This is a genomic window from Acinetobacter sp. NIPH 817, from assembly GCF_000368405.1.
In the GTDB taxonomy this organism is placed as follows: Bacteria; Pseudomonadota; Gammaproteobacteria; order Pseudomonadales; family Moraxellaceae; genus Acinetobacter.
Genome location: NZ_KB849419.1, coordinates 178,015 through 202,278 on the forward strand (window position 1 = coordinate 178,015; position 24,264 = coordinate 202,278).

Annotated in this window: 20 protein-coding genes and 3 tRNA genes; 8 read left to right on the forward strand and 15 right to left on the reverse strand. The window is 39.9% G+C overall.

The genetic code is table 11. From position 1 onward, the window contains the following. Positions 1–8 precede the first annotated feature (8 nt). From pilQ to F968_RS02225, 5 genes are all read right to left on the reverse strand, one after another. Positions 9–2,174 carry a type IV pilus secretin PilQ gene (gene pilQ / locus F968_RS02205; RefSeq protein ID WP_004789810.1) on the reverse strand — a complete coding sequence of 722 codons (2,166 nt, stop codon included), beginning with the start codon at positions 2,172–2,174 and terminating at the stop codon, positions 9–11. Positions 2,175–2,236: 62 nt separating this feature from the next. Continuing rightward, a complete protein-coding gene (locus tag F968_RS02210) occupies positions 2,237–2,764 on the reverse strand; it encodes a pilus assembly protein PilP (protein WP_004789813.1) in 528 nt (175 codons plus the stop codon). A 10-nt stretch (positions 2,765–2,774) separates the two neighbouring features. Then, positions 2,775–3,524 carry a type IV pilus inner membrane component PilO gene (locus tag F968_RS02215; RefSeq protein ID WP_004789816.1) on the reverse strand — a complete coding sequence of 250 codons (750 nt, stop codon included), beginning with the start codon at positions 3,522–3,524 and terminating at the stop codon, positions 2,775–2,777. Next, a complete protein-coding gene (locus F968_RS02220; RefSeq protein WP_004789818.1) occupies positions 3,521–4,162 on the reverse strand; it encodes a PilN domain-containing protein in 642 nt (213 codons plus the stop codon). The genes F968_RS02215 and F968_RS02220 overlap by 4 nt, the downstream gene beginning before the upstream one ends. After that, positions 4,162–5,220, reverse strand: coding sequence for a pilus assembly protein PilM (locus F968_RS02225; RefSeq protein WP_004789820.1), 1,059 nt, complete (start codon positions 5,218–5,220; stop codon positions 4,162–4,164). The genes F968_RS02220 and F968_RS02225 overlap by 1 nt, the downstream gene beginning before the upstream one ends. 161 nt (positions 5,221–5,381) lie before the next feature. Between F968_RS02225 and ponA the strand changes: the two genes are divergently transcribed. Next, positions 5,382–7,949, forward strand: a complete 2,568-nt coding sequence (gene ponA / locus F968_RS02230) for a penicillin-binding protein PBP1a (protein ID WP_004789822.1) — start codon at positions 5,382–5,384, stop codon at positions 7,947–7,949. Between the two features lie 132 nt (positions 7,950–8,081). Here ponA and F968_RS02235 read toward each other — a convergent pair whose 3' ends face one another. The 9 genes from F968_RS02235 to F968_RS02275 form a co-directional block, all read right to left on the reverse strand. Further along, entirely contained in the window at positions 8,082–8,906 is an 825-nt protein-coding gene (locus tag F968_RS02235; protein WP_004789825.1) for a putative RNA methyltransferase, read from the reverse strand. Between the two features lie 2 nt (positions 8,907–8,908). Next, the gene (locus F968_RS02240; RefSeq protein WP_004789826.1) at positions 8,909–9,241 is read right to left on the reverse strand and encodes a DUF7709 family protein; all 333 of its coding nucleotides are present in this window, start codon (positions 9,239–9,241) and stop codon (positions 8,909–8,911) included. 59 nt (positions 9,242–9,300) lie between these two features. After that, positions 9,301–10,419, reverse strand: a complete 1,119-nt coding sequence (mraY, locus tag F968_RS02245; protein WP_004789827.1) for a phospho-N-acetylmuramoyl-pentapeptide-transferase — start codon at positions 10,417–10,419, stop codon at positions 9,301–9,303. Beyond that, positions 10,420–11,820, reverse strand: a complete 1,401-nt coding sequence (locus tag F968_RS02250) for a UDP-N-acetylmuramoyl-tripeptide--D-alanyl-D-alanine ligase (protein ID WP_004789830.1) — start codon at positions 11,818–11,820, stop codon at positions 10,420–10,422. It lies immediately after the preceding gene. Positions 11,821–11,828: 8 nt separating this feature from the next. Then, positions 11,829–13,328 (reverse strand): UDP-N-acetylmuramoyl-L-alanyl-D-glutamate--2,6-diaminopimelate ligase, encoded by a 1,500-nt coding sequence (locus F968_RS02255; protein WP_004789832.1) that lies wholly within the window; start codon positions 13,326–13,328, stop codon positions 11,829–11,831. Between the two features lie 3 nt (positions 13,329–13,331). After that, the gene (ftsI, locus tag F968_RS02260; protein WP_004789833.1) at positions 13,332–15,164 is read right to left on the reverse strand and encodes a penicillin-binding protein PBP3; all 1,833 of its coding nucleotides are present in this window, start codon (positions 15,162–15,164) and stop codon (positions 13,332–13,334) included. An 11-nt stretch (positions 15,165–15,175) separates the two neighbouring features. Continuing rightward, a complete protein-coding gene (gene ftsL, locus F968_RS02265; RefSeq protein ID WP_004789835.1) occupies positions 15,176–15,508 on the reverse strand; it encodes a cell division protein FtsL in 333 nt (110 codons plus the stop codon). Further along, a complete protein-coding gene (rsmH, locus tag F968_RS02270) occupies positions 15,508–16,431 on the reverse strand; it encodes a 16S rRNA (cytosine(1402)-N(4))-methyltransferase RsmH (protein ID WP_004789837.1) in 924 nt (307 codons plus the stop codon). The genes ftsL and rsmH overlap by 1 nt, the downstream gene beginning before the upstream one ends. A 231-nt stretch (positions 16,432–16,662) precedes the next feature. Continuing rightward, positions 16,663–17,655, reverse strand: coding sequence for a sulfate ABC transporter substrate-binding protein (locus F968_RS02275; RefSeq protein WP_004789839.1), 993 nt, complete (start codon positions 17,653–17,655; stop codon positions 16,663–16,665). Positions 17,656–18,054: 399 nt separating this feature from the next. Between F968_RS02275 and F968_RS02280 the strand changes: the two genes are divergently transcribed. The 7 genes from F968_RS02280 (at position 18,055) to F968_RS02310 (ending at position 22,976) form a co-directional block, all read left to right on the forward strand. Then, positions 18,055–18,354: a hypothetical protein gene (locus F968_RS02280; protein WP_004789841.1), complete on the forward strand. Its 300-nt coding sequence runs from the start codon at positions 18,055–18,057 to the stop codon at positions 18,352–18,354. Positions 18,355–18,470: 116 nt separating this feature from the next. Continuing rightward, the gene (gene gltX, locus F968_RS02285; protein ID WP_004789843.1) at positions 18,471–19,979 is read left to right on the forward strand and encodes a glutamate--tRNA ligase; all 1,509 of its coding nucleotides are present in this window, start codon (positions 18,471–18,473) and stop codon (positions 19,977–19,979) included. A gap of 57 nt (positions 19,980–20,036) precedes the next feature. After that, positions 20,037–20,112, forward strand: a tRNA-Ala gene (locus F968_RS02290). A 25-nt stretch (positions 20,113–20,137) separates the two neighbouring features. Continuing rightward, a tRNA-Glu gene (locus F968_RS02295) sits at positions 20,138–20,213 on the forward strand. A 128-nt stretch (positions 20,214–20,341) separates the two neighbouring features. Next, positions 20,342–21,763: an amino acid permease gene (locus tag F968_RS02300; RefSeq protein WP_004789844.1), complete on the forward strand. Its 1,422-nt coding sequence runs from the start codon at positions 20,342–20,344 to the stop codon at positions 21,761–21,763. 119 nt (positions 21,764–21,882) lie between these two features. Then, on the forward strand, positions 21,883–22,779 hold the full coding sequence (locus F968_RS02305; protein WP_004789846.1) for a lipase family protein: 897 nt from the start codon (positions 21,883–21,885) through the stop codon (positions 22,777–22,779). A 121-nt stretch (positions 22,780–22,900) separates the two neighbouring features. Further along, positions 22,901–22,976: transfer RNA gene (locus tag F968_RS02310), tRNA-Glu, on the forward strand. A gap of 86 nt (positions 22,977–23,062) precedes the next feature. Here the strand turns inward: F968_RS02310 and F968_RS02315 are convergent. Beyond that, positions 23,063–24,013 carry a hypothetical protein gene (locus tag F968_RS02315; RefSeq protein ID WP_004789848.1) on the reverse strand — a complete coding sequence of 317 codons (951 nt, stop codon included), beginning with the start codon at positions 24,011–24,013 and terminating at the stop codon, positions 23,063–23,065. Positions 24,014–24,264 lie beyond the last annotated feature (251 nt).

Below are 24,264 nucleotides of genomic sequence, written 5' to 3' on the forward strand. Positions count from 1 at the left end.
AAAATATATTAATGATTTCTCACCAAAGTGTCATTAACAATTCGTGGCGTAACGAAAATCAGTAATTCTTGTTTATCATCAGATTTCACATCTTTTCTAAATAAATGTCCAAGTACGGGAATATCACCAAAGAAAGGAACCTTGGTTTGTGAGTTAATTGTCGTCTGCTCAAATACCCCTCCTAAAATGACTGTTTCACCGTTATTAACCAATACATTGGTGTTAATCTGATTTTTATTTAAAATTAACTCTCCATTAGGAGCAGCACCAGCAACGGAATCTTTCGAAATATCTAATTTCATTTGGATCTTACCGTCAGGCGTAATACTTGGTGTTACGTTTAGGCTTAGCAGCGCATCTTTAAATGATGTACTTGCTGTAGCACCCGCAGCGGAATTAGTCGTGGTCTGATAAGGGACCTGCTGACCTGTTGCAACTTTCGCTGGTTGTTTATCTGCTGTCATCACTTTAGGTGTAGAAATAACCTCACCGTAACCATCGGCTTGTAACGCTGAAAGTTCAAGATCAAGCATAAAATCAGACATGCTAATCAAACCAAAAGCAATACTTCCAGCTGGGTTGGTTACCCCTAAATCGACGTTTAAGTTATCTGGACGTTCAATCGTGTATTTATATCCTCCCGTAGTCTCATCTTTTTTGGGTTCTCGTAAATTCCATAAAGTTGTTTCACTACCACCAACCAGCAAGTTATTATTATTGGTAATTCCTTGAGATAGTATTCCCCACTTAACGCCAAGCTCTTTGGTAAAAGAAGTAGATGCTCTAACAATACGTGCCTCAACCATCACTTGCTTAACTTGCACATCCAGTAAATCAATCATTTTACGAATTTGATCAATCGACTGAGCCGTATCATTAACAATTAAAGTATTGGTACGATCATCTTGAGTAATTGTTCCACGTGGACTCAATAAACTTCCTACGTTATTTCCTAAACTATCGACACCCGTATTTAAGTTAGTAGAGGTTGAAGTACCTCCACCTGAAGTATGCTGCAAACCATTGCTATTATTTGAACCTTGAGTAATTAAACCCATAATATCGCCAGCTTTAGCGTATTTAAGTTGAATATATTCGGTTTGTAATGGAGCAAGTTTGACACTTTGTGCGACAGCTTTTGCTTCTTCTTCTTCAGCCTTAATCAATTCTGTAACAGGAGCAATCCAAATAACATTACCATTTCTACGTTTATCCAGATTTTTGGTTTTTAAAATAATATCAAGGGCCTGATCCCACGGAACATCTTTTAAGCGCAAAGTGATATTACCCTGAACACTATCGGCAGCTACCATATTAAGGCCAGTAAAATCGGCAAGTAACTGTAAAACGCGACGGACTTCAATATCTTGGAAATCAAGAGAAAGCTTATTACCAGAGTAATTAGGTGTCTTATATAAAGAAGTTACGTTTTTATCCTGCGGACGCTTTAAGCTAATAGTGAGTTTATTTTCGGCCTGATAAGCCATATATTCATAACTACCAGTAGATTGAATCGTAATAACGCCATTGCCTTTTTCATTATAAGATTCAATTGTCGAAACAGGCGTAGCAAAATCATTTACATTTAAGCGTTTAACTAAGTGTGTAGGAATTTTAGAGCCTAACGTTCTCACCACGACCTTGCTGCCTTGTTGTTGAACATCAACAGGGGTATTACTTCCCAGCAAGTCAATAACAATAAGACCTTCACCTTGACTACCGCGCTGGAAACCAATATTTGAAACACCTTGGGGTTGCACGACACTTGTTGGTACGGGTTTCGCTACAGCTTGAGCTGAATTAATTTTTAAAATAAAAGTATTGCCTTCAATACGAGTAGTAAAAGCACCTGCCTCATTTAAATTTACTGTTAAACGTGAACGCTGATCATCAGAGCTTACATCGACCGAGCTCGCCTCATTAGTTCCAATCGCTACTTTTGTCTGTGTGAGATTCTGCTGCGCTTTATTAAAATCTAAAATTAAGCGTGAAGGATTTTCAAGTTGATATGCTTGTGGTTGCGGCGGCAAACCATTAAACATCACTCGAATTTCCGTACCCTGACCCGCTATTTGCGTCGGTACAATATTGGTCATGCTGACCTGTGCAGATGCAACCTGCATAATTGCAACCGCTACAGCCCCCATAGAAAACTGACTGAATACGTGATTCATTGTCTAACCATCCCCAATTAAATAATCTTTAAAAATACTTTTTCTTTGTTATTCCCTAAATTTTAGGGTGCGGGTCCAATTAACACTAAGGTTCTTGGTCTCTCCACATAGCCTTCGCGCCCATCAGGGACAATCTCCACCAGATCAATCTGGGTTGGACCAATATGGGTAATACGCCCTTGGTTCATCCCGATATAGTTCCCCACCTGTACCCGTTCAATTTGCTGATCGGGTGATTGGATAAGAGCCAATACTTGCCCACGGTTATTACGCATGCTTCCTTTCATGTTTAAGGATTCTAATGCATAACTTTCTAGAGGCTGAGGTGCACGTGAGAAATTTGGATATACCCGTTTTCCTGCCATAATTTTGAGCTCAGCAGCAAGTGAGCTTGGTAAAAATGGACTCTTTAGCTGATGAGCCGCATAGTTAAATTGTGGCACAGGCGTGAAAACAGGTGCTGGATCTATCGGTTGTGGTGGCTGATTACGTATATTTGCCATTTGCTGATTTACAGCATCAATTCTCGAGTCACATCCAACTAAAACTAAACATGCCAAAATAGAAAAAGAAATTTGCTTAAGTTTCATTGTAATGCTCCTATTTCGACTGTTTATTAGCAGTAGAGGAAACAGGTGCTACAGAAGCCGAAGCGTTGTTTTCCGGATGTTCAGCATTTTCTACGGCGCCCATATAGCGATAAGTTTTTGCTTTAATAGAATAATTAAGTACAGGAATATCTGACTTACTATCTTTAACAGGTGCAGCTTCTACAACAAAGTCATGCATCGTTACAATACGTGGTAATGCCGCAATACTACTCACAAAAGCACCAAAAGCGTGATAATCGCCAGTTGCTTCCATCGCAATGGGCTGTTCAATAAAGATTTCCTGCTTCACTTCATCTTCTAAACGAATATTTTTAAACTTCAGACCAGAGCTCACACCGGTTAAGTTAATATCCTCAACCAAGCTTGGAATCTCGGTTTCTTTTGGGAGTTGTTCTAACTGCTGATTAAAGTTTGCTTGCATCTCTTGAAGTTGAAGTTGATATTGCTGCAAGTTACGTAATTTTGAATCCTTTTCGCGAAACTCATTCAACAAATTACTTTCTTGCGCCTGTGCATTATCAATTGCTTGTAACTTTGGCTGAATAACAACAAAGTATCCTAAAGCCAATACAGCAAAGAAAATAAAAACCCAGCACGTAATTTTCACAGATAATGGCCAGCTACCATAACTGTTCATATCCAGGGTGTTAAATTGCTGAAGAAATTTTTCTAAAGTAATCTGTTTTTTCTTAGATGGAGCTTGTTCTAACGACAACTCATGAAGTTCATCTGGACTCATTTAACCGCCCCCTTATCCGCACTTACAGACGTATTGGCGGTTTCATCTGTTGTAGTCCCCCCCATTTCTCCTAAATCAACAGTCACAACAAAACTGCCATAACTATCTTCTACTCTAGGAAGCAGCGAACTTGCCGTCTTATCTTTTTTCTCTTCGGTCGCCAAGAAAGAGTTCATAAAAGCATTGCGATACCATGGTGATGCCTCGAGATTACGTAATAACTCCGCGACCGTATTTGGACTTTCTGCTTTACCTTCAATGGTAAATTTATCTCCAGTTCTGCTAAATTTAGTCAAATACATCGCTGCCGGAGTCACCCGCACCAATTCATCCACCAAACGCACAACAACAGGACGTTGACTTTGTAACCCCTGAATAAGTTTCATACGTTCGATAATGGCATCGCGCTGTTCTTGTAAGCCATTTAAGGTTTTAAGCTGTTGATCAAGACTCTGGTTTGTACTGGTGATGAGTTGATTAGCTTGTTCTTGATCATCTAATTTTTGATTTAAATAAAACCACCCAGAAGATACAGTGGTAATCCCCAGCACAACGACCCCAAAACAGAAAATAATAAATTGTTTTTTGCGCTGTTCCCTAAGCCCATCACGCCAAGGGAGTAAATTAATTGTTGCCATTAATCAAAACTCCTTAAAGCCAAACCACATGCCACCATTAACGATGAGGCATCATTTTCAAGTTTTTGAACGTTGACTTGAGGAGAAAAACCCATTTGTAAAAATGGATTGGCAATGGTCACACGGTAACCAAGTTTTTGCTGCAACAATTTGGCAAGTCCAGGAATATTGGCGTTCCCACCTGCTAGTAAAATATGGTCTATTTCATTGAACTGTGATGAAGAAAAGAAAAATTGTAGAGATCTGGCAGCTTGCTGCACAACGGCATCTAAAAATGGCTCTAAGACTTCGATGTCATAGTCATCGGGTAAAGAGCGTTCTTTTTTAGCTCGTCCCGCTTCTTCCAATGACAAACCATAACGGCTTTGAATTTCCAGAGTAAGCTGCTTGCCGCCGAAGACTTGTTCCCGGGTATAAATGATTTTGCCACTTTGCATAACCGATAATGTAGTCATGGTATGGCCGATATCTAAAATACCAATGGTATTTGCACCCATGGGTAAGCTATCAGCAAATACACTAAAAGCACGTTCGACAGCATAACTTTCAACATCAGCAAGCTTAGGCGTTAGATCAACCAGTTCCAGCACTTCTACTCGTGTTTCAACATTTTCTGTTCTTGTTGCAACTAGAAGTACATTTACACGGTTTGGATTAGGCAGTCGATCTGGTAAAACCTCAAAATCAAGACTCACTTCATCCAAAGGGAACGGTATATACTGCTCCGCATCTAAACGAATCTGAACTTCTCGTTCATCATCATTCATATCTGCATCCATTTCGATGATTTTATGAATAACCGTCGATGTTGGAACAGCAATTGCAGCGTTACTGGTTTGGGGATTTGCTAAATTCATCGCCCGTTCCAAAGCTTCTGCTACTGCCTCTGGATTCAAGATATTTTTTTCAACTACACTGCTCTCGGGTAAAGGCATCAAAGCATAGCTTTCCACCCAATATTTACCGTTCTTAACAGAGAGCTCTAACAACTTAACAGAAGTCGAACTAATATCGACACCCATTAACCCCTTATTCGGTTTACGATATAACCTGAGCACACTATTGTCCTATTATTTTTTTATCCCCAAAAAAAATTACAAACCAATAATCTAGGTCTTTATTTTTACACGGATACAATATCTCATCTAACAATCCGCATGTCTAAAGGCTATACTGACCACAATTAGTTTGTATTCGATCTTATTAAAGCTTACTTATCATGAAAAAGCTATCCAGTTTGGGCTTCGTGCGTCCAATTTTTTTGATCATTATTATTATCTTAGTCTCACTTCCGATGGGCTTTTATGGCATGTATCTCTATATCGCCCCATCGCTCCCTGAAATGAGTTCACTAAAAAAAGCTCCGCTTTTAAAACCTCTACAGGTCTATACCTCGGATAATCAACTGATTGCCGAGTATGGTGGTAAGCTTTCTATTCCAGTTGAATACAAACAAATTCCTCCTGCTTTTATTCATGCATTTTTAGCAGCAGAAGATTCTTCTTTCTTTGAACATAGCGGGATCAGTTTTAAAGGTTTAGGGCGTGCTTTAAGTGAAAGTGTGACTGGTTCTGATGTGCAAACTGGTGGTTCAACCATTACCATGCAGGTTGCAAAGAACTATTATTTAAGTCCAGAAAGAACCTTAAAACGCAAAATAACCGAGATCTTTTTAGCTCGAAAAATTGAGCAAAATTTATCTAAAGAAGAAATTCTCAGTCTTTATGTGAATAAAATCTTCTTAGGAAAAAATGCCTACGGTATCGCAGCAGCAGCCAAAATTTATTACAACAAAAGTATTAATGAGCTTAGTATTGCTCAAATGGCAATGATTGCAGGTTTGCCGAAAGCGCCTTCTAAATACAATCCTGTAGTTAATCCTGAACGCGCACTTGAACGCCGCAACTGGATTTTAGGCCGTATGTTACAGCTGGGTTATATCTCTCAAGGAGAATATCAAAAAGCTGTAGCTGAACCGATTAATCTAAACATGCCCAATCGGGATTTAAATAATATTCACCCGTATGCGGGCGAAATGGTTCGTTTAGAGCTTGTAAAGCATTTTGGTGAGCAAGCTATTGATTCTGGCTATAAAGTCTATACAACCATCAACGCTAAACGCCAAGCGATTGCAGAGAAATCTGTACAAGATGGTCTTGAAGCTTACGATCGTCGTCATGGCTGGCGCGGTGCGGAAGCACACGATAAACCATTAAATGAATTTAGAGCATATGCCAATACCTACCCGGCACAAGTTACCAAGGTAAATAGCAGCTCTTTTGAAGCACTAATGCAAGATGGTACCACCGTTACTGTACAGTGGTCAGGCATGTCATGGGCTCGTCCCTATCGCAATGCGAATAGTGTAGGTGGTGCTCCTTCACGTGCATCTCAAATTGTTCAAGTTAAAGATATTGTTCGCTTACGTCCAAATGATGCAAAAACAGCATGGTCTTTAGTTCAGGTTCCAAAAGTTCAAGGTCAACTTATTGCGATTAACCCGAATGATGGTTCAATTGAAGCAATTGTAGGTGGTTATAATTTCTATCAATCGAAATTTAACCGTGCCTTACAAGGCTGGCGCCAACCTGGTTCAACGATCAAACCGTTTGTCTATGCACTGGCACTTGAACGCGGTATGACGCCGTACAGCATGGTGAATGATAGTCCTATCACAATTGGTAAGTGGACACCGAGAAACTCAGACGGTCGTTATTTAGGGATGATTCCATTACGTCGTGCTTTGTATTTGTCTCGTAATACCGTGTCGGTACGCCTTTTACAAACGGTGGGAATTGAACGTACTCGCCAATTATTCATGGATTTTGGTTTACAAGAAGATCAAATTCCACGTAACTACACCATTGCTCTAGGTACACCTCAAGTTTTACCAATTCAAATGGCAACTGGATACGCAACTTTTGCAAATGGTGGTTATCGCGTTCAACCACACTTTATTCAGCGTATTGAAGATGCATACGGTAAAGTGATTTATCAAGCTAAGCCAGAATATGCATGTATTCCATGTATTAATGCGCCAGACACAACTGATGACGAACAGAAGGCTACGACAACAGATGATGAAGTGATTGAGGTTACTAACAAAGATGTAGAGCAGAAAGAAAAGGCAGCTAAGCAACTTAATCTTAAACAAACTGATAAAGCGAATAGTGAATATCGCCAAGCTCAACGTATTTTAAAATCAAGCTCTGCTTACGATATGGCGAACATTTTACGTGATGTAATTGAGCATGGTACAGGCCGTGCCGCACTTAAAATTGGCCGTAGTGATTTAGGCGGTAAAACAGGTACAACCAACGATGCAAAAGATGCATGGTTTGCAGGCTTTAACGGCAAATTAGTGACTGTAACATGGGTTGGATTCGACCAACCGACAACATTAGGTCGACGTGAGTATGGTGGTATTGCTGCATTACCAATCTGGATTAACTTTATGGGTCAAGCATTGCAAGGTACGCCAGCATCTTGGGTTCGTTTAGATAAAGATGCTCAAGGTCCTATTTCACGTGACAAACAACAAACTACTACTGAGACTGAGGTAGGCGATAAGAAAACTTATCGTGCAGCTCCACCATTAGCACGCCCGCTATATCGCCCAGCACCACCCCAACCAAAACTAAGCAATGACAATGACTTTTCCGATTTACCGGGTGAGGAAATTGTTATTCCATCAAAAGCTGCACCTCCTGCCATGAAACCGTCACAGGGAGCAGCGCCGAAGCGTGAGAAAGATGAACTAGAAAATCTGATTAATCAGATTGAATAGCAAAAAAAGAAGCCATCATCAGATGGCTTCTTTTTTTGCGCTCTTAAAAATAAATCATCAGATGGCTTCTTTTTTTGCGCTCTTAAAAATAGATTGTATGATGACTTTTTTTACGCTTTTAAAAATGTACGGTTAGCTAGCTGTTTTATTACGTTTCTGAAAAACATAGATTTGAAAAGATGCCGTTACCTCTAATTGCGACTGCTGCTCTAACTGCAAACGACGCTCAGGAGATGCTTTATAAGCATAAGGTGTCATAGCAATCAGATTTTTTAAAGCCTGTTGATCAAGCACAAAAGGGGCATTAATAATTTGCTCTTGTTTAAGCTCAAACAAATCTTGCAACTGCTCTACAAACTTTTCTGGTGTATGAGGGTTAACCTGTTCAAATAAAGCTTCACGCATTGCATATAAATGCTCAGATGCAGGAGTGACAACAATTAAATATCCATCATCTTTTAAAACTCGAGCAATTTCTGCTTGTGGAATTGGGCTAAACAAACTGGTACATGCATCCATGCTGTGATCAAGCACAGGCAAAGTCGCACCAGTTCCCACAACCCAAGTCACCTCAGCATTAAGCTTTGCTGCGCGCTGTACCGCATTTTTTGCAATATCAACACCAACACATTGCTCAACGACTTGCTGCATAGCACTGGTGTAATAGCCTTCACCACACCCAATATCAAGTACGGTTTTTACATCTAATTGTTTTAATAAAGCGACTACAGCATGTTGTAAAGGCTGATAATAACCACCTTGTAAAAAAGCTCTTCGTGCATCGACCGACTCTGGGGTATCTCCAGGATTTTTACTATGTTTATGTTGCACAACATGTAAGTTCACATAACCTTGTTTAGCGACATCATAACTATGCCCTTGTCCACATCGCCAAGTTTTTTCATTTAAATCGAGAGACTGACGACACACAGGACACATTAAAATTTGCTTAGTCACTTTTAATTATTCTCTTGTTCTTTATGTTGTAAATAAGACTTTGCATGCATTCCCACAAATGTACGCCCTGCATTTGTTCCCTTAATCCATTCATCTACCTGAAATAAATCAAATAGCCCCACTTTGACTAAAGTTGGAATAGCAATCTTTAATTCTTCCTCAATCTGGCCTCTTTGGCCTGTATTATATAATTCAATATTATGCAGCATTGTAGCGACAGTTCCTGTTTGCACCTGACTTCCATCTTTAAGCACAACTTGAGGTAATACTTCGCCCTCTCCAATTACTTTCTGATTAATTACAGATAATTGGTCTAGACCAGCAACTTTTGTCATTCATCTCTCCAATAAAAAAAGCCAGTAGAACTGGCTTTATATTGACACTAAAATAAGATCTATCGCAATTTTAAAGTCATTAGACCTAAAACTACTAATATAATTGTAATAATCCAAAAACGAATCACAACTTGGGTTTCTTTCCAGCCCTGCTTTTCATAATGATGATGTAGCGGCGCCATTAAGAACACGCGTTTATTACGCATCCGCAGCGACCCAATTTGCAAGAATACTGATACAGCCTCCATTACAAACACACCACCCATAATCGCAAATACGATTTCTTGGCGTACCATAACAGCAATTGTTCCAAGCATCGCGCCTAAAGCTAATGCGCCAACATCACCCATAAAGATTTGAGCTGGGTGTGCGTTATACCAAAGAAATGCCAAGCCTGCACCAATCATGGCAGAGCAGATTACAACAAGCTCAGAGGTATATTTCACATATGGAATATGCAAATAGTTAGCAAAACGAATGTCACCTGACAAGTAAGCAAATACACCTAAGCCCGTAGCGACCATGACAACAGGCATGATTGCCAAACCATCTAAACCATCAGTTAAGTTAACGGCGTTAGAGGCACCATTAATAACTAGATAGGTAAATACAATAAATGCCAAGCCCAAAGGAACCATAGAGAGTGGAATTGACAGATTCTTAAAGAATGGAATCAATAAATCCAGCATGTTTGCAGTATGTTCAGCATTCGACTGTTGGGTTGCAATTAAATATAAAGCAATACCCGCCCCAAGCGATGCAACAGAAGTCCAGAAAAACTTCTTACGGGCAGGTAAACCAGCATTGTCTTTATAGCGGATTTTAATCCAGTCATCTGCCCAGCCCACAGCGCCGAATACAACCATTACACCAAGCACAATCCAGACATAAGGGTTAGATAAATCAGCCCAGAGTAAAGTACTAATACCAATTGAAAGCAGAATTAAAATCCCGCCCATGGTTGGTGTACCCATCTTTTTAGCATGATTTTCAGGAGCAAATGAACTTACTGCCTGACCGTATTTTAACGCTTGTAATTTACGAATCATGATCGGTCCGAGGACCAAACCAATGGTCAGTGAAGTTAATACACTGAGTAAAGAACGTAATGTTAAATAACGAACGACCTGAAACGAACTGTGATAGCCCGCAAGTTGTTCAAACAACCATAACAGCATTTAAAGTTTCTCCATCAAATCAGCCATCAACGTTTCCATATGAGTAAAGCGAGAACCTTTAAACAGGAAACTCATGGACTGTGGTTGATGTGTTTGGATTAGATTGATTAGAAATGGAAGCGCCTCAGCTTGTGTCTGAAATGCTTTCACTTTATTGGAATGAGAGTCTGCACCCTCGAGAGCGGCTGGAGCAAACTGCCCAACTGCAATAATATGATCTAAATGAAGCTCAGCAAGATCACGACCTAAATCGTAGTGTTCTTGCCAACTGCTATCACCTAACTCACCAATATCCCCCATGACCATCACTTTTACGCCTTGTTGTTGCAACAACACTTGTGCAGCAGCGCGCATTGAAGTCGGATTGGCATTGTAAGTATCATCAATAAATAAGTAAGGTGACTTTTGAATAAAGTTAAGACGACCTTTGGCCCCCTGAGCTTGTTCTAAGCCTTGGACAATATCTTCTAGTCCAATACCAATTGCTAAAGCAAAAGCTACAGCCGCAGTCGCATTTTGAACATTATGCTCACCTGCAAAAGGGAGTTTAACGGCACTGACGCCTTGCGGTGTGTGTAACGTAAAATTTGTTGATTGAGGCAATAATTCAATATCTGTTGCATACACATCTCCACCTACACCAAATGTGGAAATACGATGTGCTTTTGCGGCGTCAAGAATCTCAGCAGTGAAATCATCTTGTTGCGGCACGATTGCAACGCCATTTGGCAAAATATGACGATAAATTTCCGATTTAGCTCGGCAAATACCTTCACGCCCACCAAATTCGCCCAGATGAGCTGTACCAATATTTAAAATGCCTGCAACATGGGGCTGAACTAATTTAGAAGTATAGTCAATTTCACCTTGATGGCTTGCACCCAACTCCATCACCGCATATTGATGTTCCTTACGAAGCTCTAGCAGCATCATGGGTACACCAAGGTCATTATTTAAATTACCACGGGTGATTAATGTCGGAGCTAAGCGCGATAATATACTTCCCAACATTTCTTTAGTGGTGGTTTTACCGCTACTGCCTGTTAAAGCAATCACTTTTAATTGGGTATTTTGCTCACGACGATAAGCGCCGAGTCGCCCCAAAGCCAAGCGAGTATCGGCAACAACTAACTGTGCAATATCTACATCTAAAGGGCGGTCAACAATGGCGATTTGACAACCATTCGCGGCAACCTGAGTTACAAAGTCGTGTGCATCAAAACGCTCACCTTTTAGTGCTAAAAAGGCATCCCCAGTTTCCGCATGACGAGAGTCAGTCAAAATACGTTTAATTTCAGTTTGAGGGATCTGGTCTTTATGCCAATAACCCTGCGTTGCCTGTTGTAATTGTTGAGCTGTCCACGGTTCCAAAGGCACGGTACTGGTGGTTGAAGTATGCATAAATAATCCTATTGTGCAGGGTAAGCAGCGTCTACAGTATGGTGTTGCGCAGCAATTGCTGATTGTACTTCGACAACATCATCAAACCAGTGGCGTACACCATTAATTTCTTGATAATTTTCATGACCTTTACCAGCAATAACCACAATATCACCAGCTTGAGCTTGCTGTGCAACAAATTTAATTGCTTCACGGCGATCATGAATTTCCTGCATGCGATGCCCAGAGAAATCAATTCCTTGCTTCATATCAGCAAAAATTTGTTCAGGCTCTTCAGTTCTTGGATTATCCGAAGTCAGAATAATCGGATTCGCCCCATCCAAAGCGGCTTGAGTCATGAGTGGACGTTTACCACGGTCACGATCCCCACCACATCCGAATACTGCCCAAAGCTGATTAGATACATGACGTTTTAAAGTTTTAAGCACCTGAATCAAAGCATCTGGGGTGTGAGCATAATCCACAACAAATAAACGTTCGCCATCACGAATGACCTGCATTCGTCCCGGCGCACCAATGAGTTTGGGAACAAAAGCGACTAAAACTTCTAAATCGAAACCTGCTTGCTCTGCAGCAATAAGTGCTGCAATCAGGTTTTCAACATTGAAATGCCCCAATAATGGACTTTGAACAGCAAAAGAACCTTGTGAGCTGACTAAATTAAAAGTCGCCCCTGCCAAACTGTAACTTAAGTCACTAATATAATAATCAGCAGTATTTTGGGTAAGTGAATACGTCAGAATCTTTGGCTGAGCAGGATTTTGTTTTGCTGCATTGATCATAAGAGCAGCATGTTCATCATCAAGATTAATAACAGCTACTTTTAAAGAATTAAAACGGAATAAAAGAGCCTTTGCTTCTGCATAGGCTTCTAAAGTGCCATGATAATCCAGATGGTCACGACTCAAATTACTATAAACAGCAATTTCAATCGCACAACCATTTAAACGGCCTTGCTCTAAACCATGTGAACTTGCTTCCAAAGAAGCGAAAGTTGCACCCTGTTTAGCATAATCATGCAATGCATTTTGTAGTTGTAAAGCATCGAGCGTAGTATGAGTTGATGGCGTCAGATCAGGCAAAATACCATTACCAGTTGTGCCCATCACCGCACAGCGCTGTTGTTGTGAACTAATTAATTCAGCAACTAAACGTGAAATTGTCGTTTTACCATTTGTGCCTGTTACTGCAACAATACGTACTGGCGTAACAGGGTCAATATGTTGCAAATAACGCTCTTGCCATTCGCCCATGCGCTGACGTACATCAGGGCATACCCATTCATTTGCCACACCCAACTCCGTCTCGCTAATGATTGCAAGTGCACCATTAGCTAAAGCTGACTCTGCAAAAGCACGTGTTTTTTCAGGTTGGCTATAACTGGTCAAAGCAATAAAAATTTGGCCTGACTCAACCTTACGGCTGTCTAGACTGAAGCCATGAAAAGGCTGCTGAGACCACTGTGCATTAATCTCGACTGGATTAATTTCTTGAAAAGAAACAGACATAGCTTACCTGCGAATAGGATTTACTGAAGTATCAAGGGGCTTATCAAGCGGCACATTCATTAAACGTAATGATTCTTGCATAATGCGTGCAAAAACAGGGGCCGCAACTAAACCACCGTAATAACGGCCTTGTGGGTTTTCAACAACGACAATAACAGCTAAACGTGGGTCACTAATTGGCGCAACACCAGCAAATAAAGCACGGTATTCATTATTTGAATAACCTTTACCGTCTGCACGAAGTTTGTGAGCTGTACCTGTTTTACCACCAACGCGATAACCAGGAATATTAGCTTGCTTTGCAGTACCACCAGGCATCGTAACTTGCTCTAGCATAAGCAAAACCTGATCAGCAATTTTTGGAGCAAGAACTTGCTCCCCTTTAGGTGCTTGATCGAGCTTATGCAAGCTTAGAGGCATTTTTACACCATGATTTGCAAGCATTGCATAGCCTTGTGCCAACTGAAGAATAGTTGCGTTTAGGCCATAACCATAAGCCATGGTACCAATTTGAGAAGAGTTCAATTTACTTACTGGAAGCACTAAACCTGAACTTTCCCCCGGAAACTTCACAGCCGAGCGTTTACCAAAACCGGCACGATTAAAGAAGCTTGGTAGTGTTTCTTTTGGAAGTGACAATGCAATTTTTGCAGAACCCACGTTTGAAGATTTGATAATGACGCCACTAACAGTTAAAGCACCATAGTTGTGGGTATCACGAATCGTATGCCAACCTAAACGCATAGAACCTGGAGAAGTATTTACAATCGTGTTAGGCGTATATTGCCCAGTTTCTAATGCAGAAGAAATTGTAAATGGCTTCATGGTTGAACCTGGTTCGAACATATCAATCGCACCGCGGTTACGCATGGCATCTTTATTAGACAAACCGTTTTTATCATTCGGGTTATATGACGGCCAGCTGGTCATTGCCAGAATTTCACCAGTTTTAACATCTACAGCAATTGCCGTTGCCGAACGGGCATTATTTGCAACACCAGCTGCAGTCAACTCTCTATACATAATATATTGCAAACGAGAGTCGATACTTAAAGTGATATTTTCGCCTGGCTCACCCTCACGGATAACCTCTGAAACTTTTAAGCGATTTCCGCGCTTATCACGAATAATTTTTTGCTCGCCATCCACACCCGACAGCTGTTTATTGAGCTGCATTTCTAAGCCTTCAATCCCTTGGCCTTCACTGTTGGTTAAACCAATAATCTGGGCATTTGGCTGCGGTTGAGGATAATAACGCTTATAGGTTTTCTCGGCATAGACGCCTTGAAAGTTACCCTTCGTAATAAGGTCTGCCTGTTGCGGTGGTATTTCTTTTTTCAAAACCAGATAACGAGAACGTGGCCGTGCATTCATCTGCTTTTTAAGATCGGCACGATCTAAACCAACGACATCTGCCAACTCATCAAGATTTAAGTTTTTATCGGGTAATTGTCGTTTTAATTTACGATTATTCGGATCTTTCTTTAATTCCGCTGTAATTTGGTCATATAAATGCTTTGTATCGAAATAATCACGCGGATCCATTACGATTTTCATGATTGGTGTACTAATTGCTAAAGGAACACCATGGCGATCACTAATCACGCCACGCATAGCTTCCACACGCTCAGTACGCAAAATATTGGCATTAGCCTTGTTTTGTAAAAAATCCTTATTAATTACCTGTACATAAAATGCACGTGCAATTAAAACAACAAAACAGAGTAACACTACTGCCCAGAGCAGATAAAACCGCCACATATCAAAGGCAAGAGTTGGTTTTTCCGAAATAGACTGCTGTTTTTTCCGTGTTTGTTTTGTTCGCTTATCTACCATACAGCAAGGCCTTACTTATTTTGCTCTGAGGTCATTGGTAAAGAAATTACCACCGTTTCTGCAGCCGGTGGAGAAAACATCCGTAGCTGAGTTACAGCACGTGTACCAATCTGTGCCGTTGCACCAAAGGTTTGTTGCTCAATGAGCAAACGCCCCCATTCAGCATTGAGATCATCACGTTCACGCATATAAGAGCTAAGCTCTCTATAATCATGACGATATTCAAATACTTGAAATACCACCATCATGGCACTTATAAAAACAAGTGCCACCAAGACTGTATACACCACAACTTTTTTCACCACTTTGTTTTCTGTGGTTGCGATTTCATCACTGCTTTTCATTACGCGCCTTTTTCTTCCAAGCGTTCAGCAACCCGAAGCCATGCACTACGTGACCGAGGGTTCGCTTTTACTTCTTCTTCACTCGCACGAACCCGTGAAATTTTCTTTAATCTTCTTGTATCTACCCGCTGCTCTGGCATTCCCCAACCGAAATCTTCTGCTAACGTAGATTCTTTTTGAATAAACTGCTTAATCAGTCGGTCTTCAAGAGAATGGAAACTAATAACAGACAAACGCCCTTCCAGTTTGAGTAAGTCTACAGCTTGCGGCAAAAACACTTCAATATCTTCGAGCTCTTTATTAATAGCAATACGAATAGCCTGAAATGTACGTGTCGCTGGATGTTTATGTTTTTCCCATTTTGGATGAGCTGTTTTTACAAGTTCCGCCAATTGAGCTGTTGTATCTAGTTTTCCAGCATTTTTAATGGCTTTAGCAATACGTCGACTATAACGCTCTTCACCATATTGATAAATAATATTTGCTAATTGTTCTTCTTCAATTTCAAGTAACCACTCAGCCGCAGTTAAACCCTTAGAATTATCCATTCGCATGTCCAACGGACCATCTTGCATGAAACTAAAACCACGTTCTGCCTGATCAAGTTGAGGAGATGACACTCCCAGATCAGCCATAATGCCATCAACACTCATCACGCCAATTTCCTGCATCTTCTCTTTGATATCAGCAAAACTCGCATGAATGATTGTAAATCTTGGATCTTCTTGTGCCAAAGCAGCAGCAACTTCCAGTGCTTGAGGGTCTTTATCAAATGCATATACTCGTGCATTTTCATCAAGTTTAGAGAGCAATAAACGTGTATGCCCACCTCTTCCGAAGGTTGCATCGATATACACCCCTGTTGTGCGATCTGCCAATAAGCTCTCAACGGTCTCAAAAAGTAAGACAGAAATATGCGACATAGGTGTTAAATCATTGCGTAAAAATGTAACTGCACATTATCACCTTGTTTATGATCAACACCAAACGGCTTTTTGTAGGAAAATATTAATTTTTCATAGATAAAACCGTTTTGTTAGCATTTTTTAAGCAAAAACAGAAAGCAAGCTCACTTTTTTTAAGTTTGCTTGCTTTCTCTATAACTATTTAGTTTTTAAGTTTTCTATTTGGTTACTGTTTTTAAAACATTTTATTTACTGCTTCCCATCGTAAATTTGATCAAAAATGGCCCCATTGGCAAAATGAGTTTTTTGAGCTTTAGCCCAGCCACCAAAAACATCATTAATAGTAAATAATTTAATTTTTGGGAATTGTGCTGCATATTTAGCAGCCACTTGTGCATTGCGTGGTCGGAAATAATGTTTAGCCGCCAACTCTTGCCCCAACGGTGAATATAAGAAGTTCAAATAGCCTTTTGCTAAAGTTCGATTGCCATCTTTATCTACGGTTTTATCTACAATTGCGACAGAAGGCTCTGCCAAAATTGAAATTGATGGGTAAACAATCTCATCTTTATCAGGTCCTTTTGTCGCCAATAAAGCTTCGTTTTCCCATGATAATAAAACGTCACCAATTCCACGCTCAGCAAATGTTGTTAGCGAACCACGTGCTCCCGAATCAAGCACTTTAACATTGTGATAAAGCTTTTTAACGAGTTCACGAGCTTTAGCATCATTTCCACCCGGCTGTTTTAAAGCATACCCCCACGCAGAGAGATAAATCCAACGCGGTGCGCCTCCTGTTTTAGGATTAGGGGTGATAATTTCCACACCTGGTTTTGTTAAGTCATTCCAGTCACGTATATTTTTTGGATTACCTTTTCGCACGAGGAACACAACCGTAGACGTATAAGGTGCAGAATTATTTGGAAATTCTTTTTGCCAATTTGGTTGGATAAAACCTGCTTTCACAATCTCATCAATATCATTCGCTAATGCTAACGTTACAACATCGGCTTCAAGACCCGTAGCTACTGCCCGAGCTTGTTTACCAGACCCACCATGCGACTGTTTAAACTCAACATCCTGACCTGTACGCTGTTTCCAGAACTTCCCAAAAGCCTGATTATATTCTTGATAAAATTCTCGGGTCGGATCATAAGAAACGTTTAAAAAAGAAGTAGCGGCCTGAGCTGCTGTTGCCATTCCCAAGTACACCGCTATAGCCATTATTGATATTTTTTTCATTTACAAAATCCATCATTGGTTTTAGTTTTACTATATTTTTAATTTTATAATTTACAATCAATTACTTATATTAATATATTTTTTATTAATCTCTTTAAAATATATAGATTAAGATGTTTAACTCATTTCATTTTTGAAATTTTTTGTAATTATTCTTCCAACTTAATGAGGGCCTTCACTTTATCTACACATTAATTTGTTAAATAATGAAGCGTAAAGGATACATATGACCTACATTTGGGTCGAGTAGATCAAAATATAGATAATTTTTGTAAAAAGTGTGACACAGTTCCACTTTTTTATTAAGATTTATGTTTAAATCGTAGCATTACCGTAATTTTACATTTCGTTAAACTCAAAAAATAGATGAAATGTAATAAACAGAGGGGATGATTAATAATGAGAATTCATTATGGAAAAGCGTTAAGCTTAAGTTTGGTGCTGGGTTTAGCATCACAGTTTTCTGCAGCAGCAGTACTTAAAGATACCCCAAATAAAACCGGGTCAGATAAGCAGACTTCGCTTATTGAAAAAGCTTTAGATCAACAGAAACGTAATCCTATTGTATTACCTTCTTCAGATGATGAGCTTAAGGTACTCAATACTATTCGCGTTACACCGACTCAAAATTTTCTTGCCGCACAACACGAACGTTTTTCACGTTTTGTTCAGGCAATCTTCCAGCCGCATGCTTCTTAAAATCTGAAACACCCCCTCTTCGTTTCAGTTTTAGCCCAGACTGACGTTAAATAAAACGTCAGAATACTGGGCTTTTTCGTTATAATAGTTTCAATTTTTATTTTGACCCATTACCTATGAAAGTTCGTACTCGTATTGCACCTTCTCCTACCGGTTTTCCTCATGTCGGCACTGCCTACATCGCTTTATTTAACATGTGTTTTGCGAAACAACATGGCGGAGAATTTATTTTAAGAATTGAAGATACAGACCAACTTCGCTCTACACCAGAATCTGAAAAAATGATTTTGGATTCATTGCGTTGGTTAGGATTAAACTGGTCTGAAGGTCCAGATGTAGGTGGTCCTCATGCACCGTATCGCCAATCTGAACGTATGGGAATTTATAAGCAATACGCATTAGAACTTGTTGAAAAAGGTCATGCTTTTTATTGTTTCGCTACTGCTGAAGAACTAGACCAGATGCGTGCTGAACAACAAGCACGCGGTGAAACACCAAAATATGATGGTCGCGGGTTAAAACTTTCTCAAGAAGAAGTGACTCGTCGCTTAGAAGCTGGCGAACCCCACGTCATCCGTATGAAAGTACCTGAAGAAGGTATTTGTAAATTTAATGACTTATTACGCGGGGAAGTTGAAATTCCTTGGGCACAAGTCGACATGCAAGTTCTTCTTAAAAATGATGGCTTACCAACTTATCATTTAGCGAATGTGGTTGATGACCATTTAATGGAAATCACTCATGTATTACGTGGTGAAGAATGGCTTCCATCTGCACCGAAGCATCAGTTGCTTTACCAATATTTTGGTTGGGAAATGCCGACACTTTGTCACATGCCATTGCTGCGTAACCCAGATAAATCAAAATTATCTAAACGTAAGAATCCAACATCAATTAACTACTACCGCGATATCGGCGTTTTGCCAGAAGCCTTATTAAACTATTTAGGCCGTATGGGCTGGTCAATGCCAGATGAGCGTGAAGTGTTTACGCTACAAGACATGATGGATAGCTTTGATATTCAACGTGTTTCACTAGGTGGGCCAATTTTTGATGTTGAAAAACTGAATTGGTTAAATGGTCAATGGATCAAAGGTTTAACACCTGGCCAATTATTAGACCGTTTATTAACATGGAAAAGTGATCGCAGCACTTTAGAAGATATTGCAGCTGCCATTCAACCACGTATTAATTTACTTTCAGAAGCTGTGAATTGGGCTGGTTTCTATTTTAACCATATGCCACAAATTACTGCTGAAATGTTTGAAAGCAAAAAATTGACTCAAGAACAGGTTCGTCAAAGTCTGCAATTTGCAATTTGGCGTCTTGAAGGCCAGTTTACTTGGAATAACGACACTGTTAGCCAGACCCTCATGGATCTTGCGAACCAGATGGAGATTAAATTACGCGATTTCATGCCAGCGTTCTTTATTGCAATTGCAGGTTCAACTAGTTCAACACCTGTAATGCAGTCGATGGTGACCCTTGGGCCTGATTTAACTTTTGCTCGTTTACGCCGTGCCTTAGAAGTTGTGGGTGGACCAAGCAAGAAAGAAGTTAAAAATTGGGAAAAACTCAATGAGAGCCTAAAATTGCCTAAAAATGAAGCAACTAGCGAAGCTTAATTCATTTTTTTGTTGACGTGTGAGCGCATCCCCCCTAATATTGCGCTCACACAAACTGGGGTCATAGTTCAGTTGGTAGAGCGCTACAATGGCATTGTAGAGGTCAGCGGTTCGATCCCGCTTGACTCCACCACGCTCCTTTGTGTTTGCCTCATCAAGTCCCTATCGTCTAGAGGCCTAGGACATCGCCCTTTCACGGCGGTAACCGGGGTTCGAATCCCCGTAGGGACGCCATATTCTGCTTTAAAAATTATAAAAAGACTCTATCGTCACCTTACTGTTTATTCTTTATCTCTTTCTAGATTGCACATTTGTCTATTTTATCTAAAATAGCGTCTTTCTTAATTCTCTCAATGTGTAATATGCAGCCATCTGACAATCAACTAGATGCTCATCAGCATCAGAACAGTACTGCACCTTTAAAAAGAGCCATGAGTACTCGCCATCTTGTGATGTTATCACTAGGCGGAGCTATCGGAACTGGTCTCTTTTTAGGTTCAGGGGAAGTCATTTCACAAACTGGAGCTATTGGCGCAATTATTGCCTACATTCTTGGTGGCGCGATCGCTTATATGGTCATGCTTTGCCTAGGAGAGCTTGCTGTACACATGCCTGTTTCAGGCTCTTTTGGTGCTTATGCCAAAAAATATATTAGTCCTAGTACTGGCTATATGATTTCTTGGATGTACTGGCTTACCTGGACGGCAACACTTGGAACTGAGTTCACAGCTGCGGCTTTACTCATGCAGGAATGGTTCCCCCATATTTCAATGTGGATCTGGACAATTGTTTTTGCAATCACTATTTTTGGCTTAAATATTAGTTCAACTCGCATTTTTGCTGAGTCTGAGTTTTGGCTCGCTCTTGTTAAAGTCATTACCGTTATTGCTTTTATTGTGCTCGGCCTGCTAGCAATTTTTGGTTTAATTCCTTTTCATGGCAGTCAAACTGCACCGCTATTTAGTAATCTTACAGCCCAAGGCTGGTTCCCACATGGTTTAATTCCTATTTTCACCACCATGCTGATTGTTAACTTTGCTTTCTCAGGCACAGAATTAATTGGCGTAGCAGCAGGTGAAACCAAAGATCCAGCTCAGAATGTACCCAAAGCAATTAATGCCGCGATTTGGCGTCTCCTTATTTTCTTTGTGGGTACCATTATTGTTATTAGCGCTTTGCTTCCCTTCCAGCTTGCAGGTTTAGGCGGTGAAAGCGTAAGTAGTAGTCCATTTGTTACTGTATTTAATTATATTGGCATTCCATATGCGGATGACATTATTCGATTTGTAATTATTACAGCTCTGCTTTCGGCAGCAAACTCAGGACTTTATGCCGCTTCACGTATGATGTGGTCACTGTCGGAACAAAAATTACTGCCTAGCGTATTTGCCACTCTATCAAAAAGTGGAACACCGATTGTAGCTCTAGTGGTAACGATGTTCGGTGCAATTCCGGGTTTATTGTCAGAGCAATTTGCACCAGAGACTATTTTTAAGAATCTACTCGGTGTAGCTGCTTTTACCATGGTTATTGTCTGGATGAGCATTTGTTTAAGTCAGTTCAATTTCCGCCGCCAATGGTACAAATCTGGTCATACTGTTAAAGACTTGCAATATGCCGCTCCATTATTTCCTATCGTTCCAATTTTAGGTTTTATTTTCTGCTTTATTACTTGCTTAAGTATGGCTGCAGACCCTGAAATGCGTGCTGGTTTTGTGGGCTGTCTGATTTTTACAGCTTTATGTTATGTCAGCTATTTTATTTTTTACCGCAATAAAGTCTAAATCGTTTTGATTGTTTTAAAGTGTAGCAAAAAGCTACACTTTTTTTTACCTAGATACTGGCTTTATAGAATCTACCGTTGTAGATTAAAATTTATATTAAAAACAATTCTTTGCCTACAATGAAAATTATATTTATCCATGGGATGAATCAACAGAATTACACAGCACATCGTTTAAAGGAGCATTGGCTAAAAGTATTTAAACTGGGCTTAAAACAATTACATTGTAGAGTTAATTTAAGAGATCTACATATACATATGCCATTTTATGGCGATTTAATGACGAAATATCAATTATCTAATCAATTAGACCTCAACACCTTACTTCCAAAATCTTTTAACTTTCATTTACCTATCCACTTAAACCAGCAATCCCCTACACCTAAGGAACACACTCCTTTTGTACCCCATCTTCCTCTTTCTCCTGACCAACCTGCAGAAAGTTTATCAGAACGCTTATATCTGACTTCACAGTTAGTAAAAGATCGTGTTCTTAAAGAAATGGTTGTGCTTTTAAATAACTTTCCCAAACTACATGAGAGCTTAATTCAACAATTCTTGATTGAAACGTACATGTACTTATCTAATCCTGATTTTATGTACGAAGTTCACCAAAGAATTTTAAAACAAATGCATGATGATGAAGACTGCATTGTAGTCGCACACTCTTTAGGTTCTGTGATCGCATTTCACTTGCTATCAGATCCCTCTTATCATTTTGCAGTACAACGCTTTGTTACCTTAGCTTCACCACTTTCTTTTCGGGTGATTCAAAGTAAACTTCCTATTCCGATTGAACGACCAAAATGCCTCAATGGTGATTGGTATAATTTCTACTCAAAAGATGATTTTTTAACTGCTTTTCCGTTAAGTGAAGCACCTTTTAATTTTACTCCGCCCATCATTAATCAAGAGATTTTTACTTTTGCCAACCAGCCGCATGAGATTTTAGGGTATCTACAACATCCGTCCGTTATAAAGGCAATTATTGAGCCTTTTCAGAAAAATGAAGGATAAATGTATATATTTTCTACAATTAGAGTTATTTTTAATCGGTTGACTCTTTTTTTTAATATTTCTTCAGAAAACTATTTGACACTTTTATTAAATCGACCTAATATACGCCCACCTCTGAAACGTCCCTATCGTCTAGAGGCCTAGGACATCGCCCTTTCACGGCGGTAACCGGGGTTCGAATCCCCGTAGGGACGCCAAATTCTAAAAAGCCACTGCAAATGTCAGTGGCTTTTTTCTTGCCTAAAAAATAAAAAGCCAATCAATGATCAGCTTTTCCTACGCTCTATGAGCTTGCAATTCCCACTTGTACTTCGAGGCGACCCGACTGTACCCGTAGTCCTCTAATTTCAAATTGATCTACCAATTGCTGGACCAACTCTCGACTTTCTCTCAAAATATTCAAACCAGGTAAAATACTAAAATCAGTCAAGCTCAAAAGCTTTTCAACCATCCAAGAGCGGTTATTAATAAAGTCAATAAATCCCGCCTGCTCTAGGTCAATAAACCACATACGGTGACCATCACGTTGGATACCCGGAATATCACCAATCAAATGATTAATAAGTGAGGGAATGGGTAACATATTTACGACTTCAAAACCAACCCGACCAATACGGCGCACAGCCCAATTTGACAGTGTTCCTCCATGACGAATCTGGACATCAAGACTTTCATCCATTTGACGTAGGCGCAAAAATTTTTCCTGCCCAATACGACATTCCAATACTTTAAAATCTAAACTTAAACGGTACATGAACCGATGATAATGCCCATCAATTTCGACTTGAAAACTATCATTCCCGCACTTAATTTTAATATCATCAATTTCAGAGCGATCAATGCGCTTACGAATTTGATTATTTAATAACATTTCAGGTAAGTACAACGTTAAGGTACTCTTCCCCAAAAATGTACGCGCCATTATCAATGCGACTTGGCGTGCGGTTTCACTGGTTTCAGACACCATCTCTCTTACAGTGCCGGCCGCCAGATTTGTCATTCCAACAACTCCACGTCTGGTGTGGGTAGTCACTTGATCGAGCGCATCTAAAGCAGCGTCAGCAACCTCTGCAATATTACGTGTGGTGTCGCTAGCAAACCCGACTGCATCTTGGGCATGTTGCAATGTCTTATGCAGTAATCGACGAGATAATGACGGTTTTGCGGTATCTGGGTTAGCTAAAACCGATGCTGTCGTTGTAGGCTGCGACTTATTGTCATCTTGTTGACCCAAGTCCCTCTCTCCTTTTTATATTTATTCCACGTCCTATTTACGAGTATTTAAGCTCATTTATAGTGCTAATCACACTTCATTTTTCTGTAGATTAGCATGCTCTACAATATTATTTTAATTTTTATGTGTACGGATAAATCATCAGTTTTTTATATTTCTTTGTTTATTCATAAGTAATTTTTTGCTAACTCACAGCGCTTCATCGATATCTTACAAATTTTTTTCTTTTCCGACATTTCCGTTAGAATAGA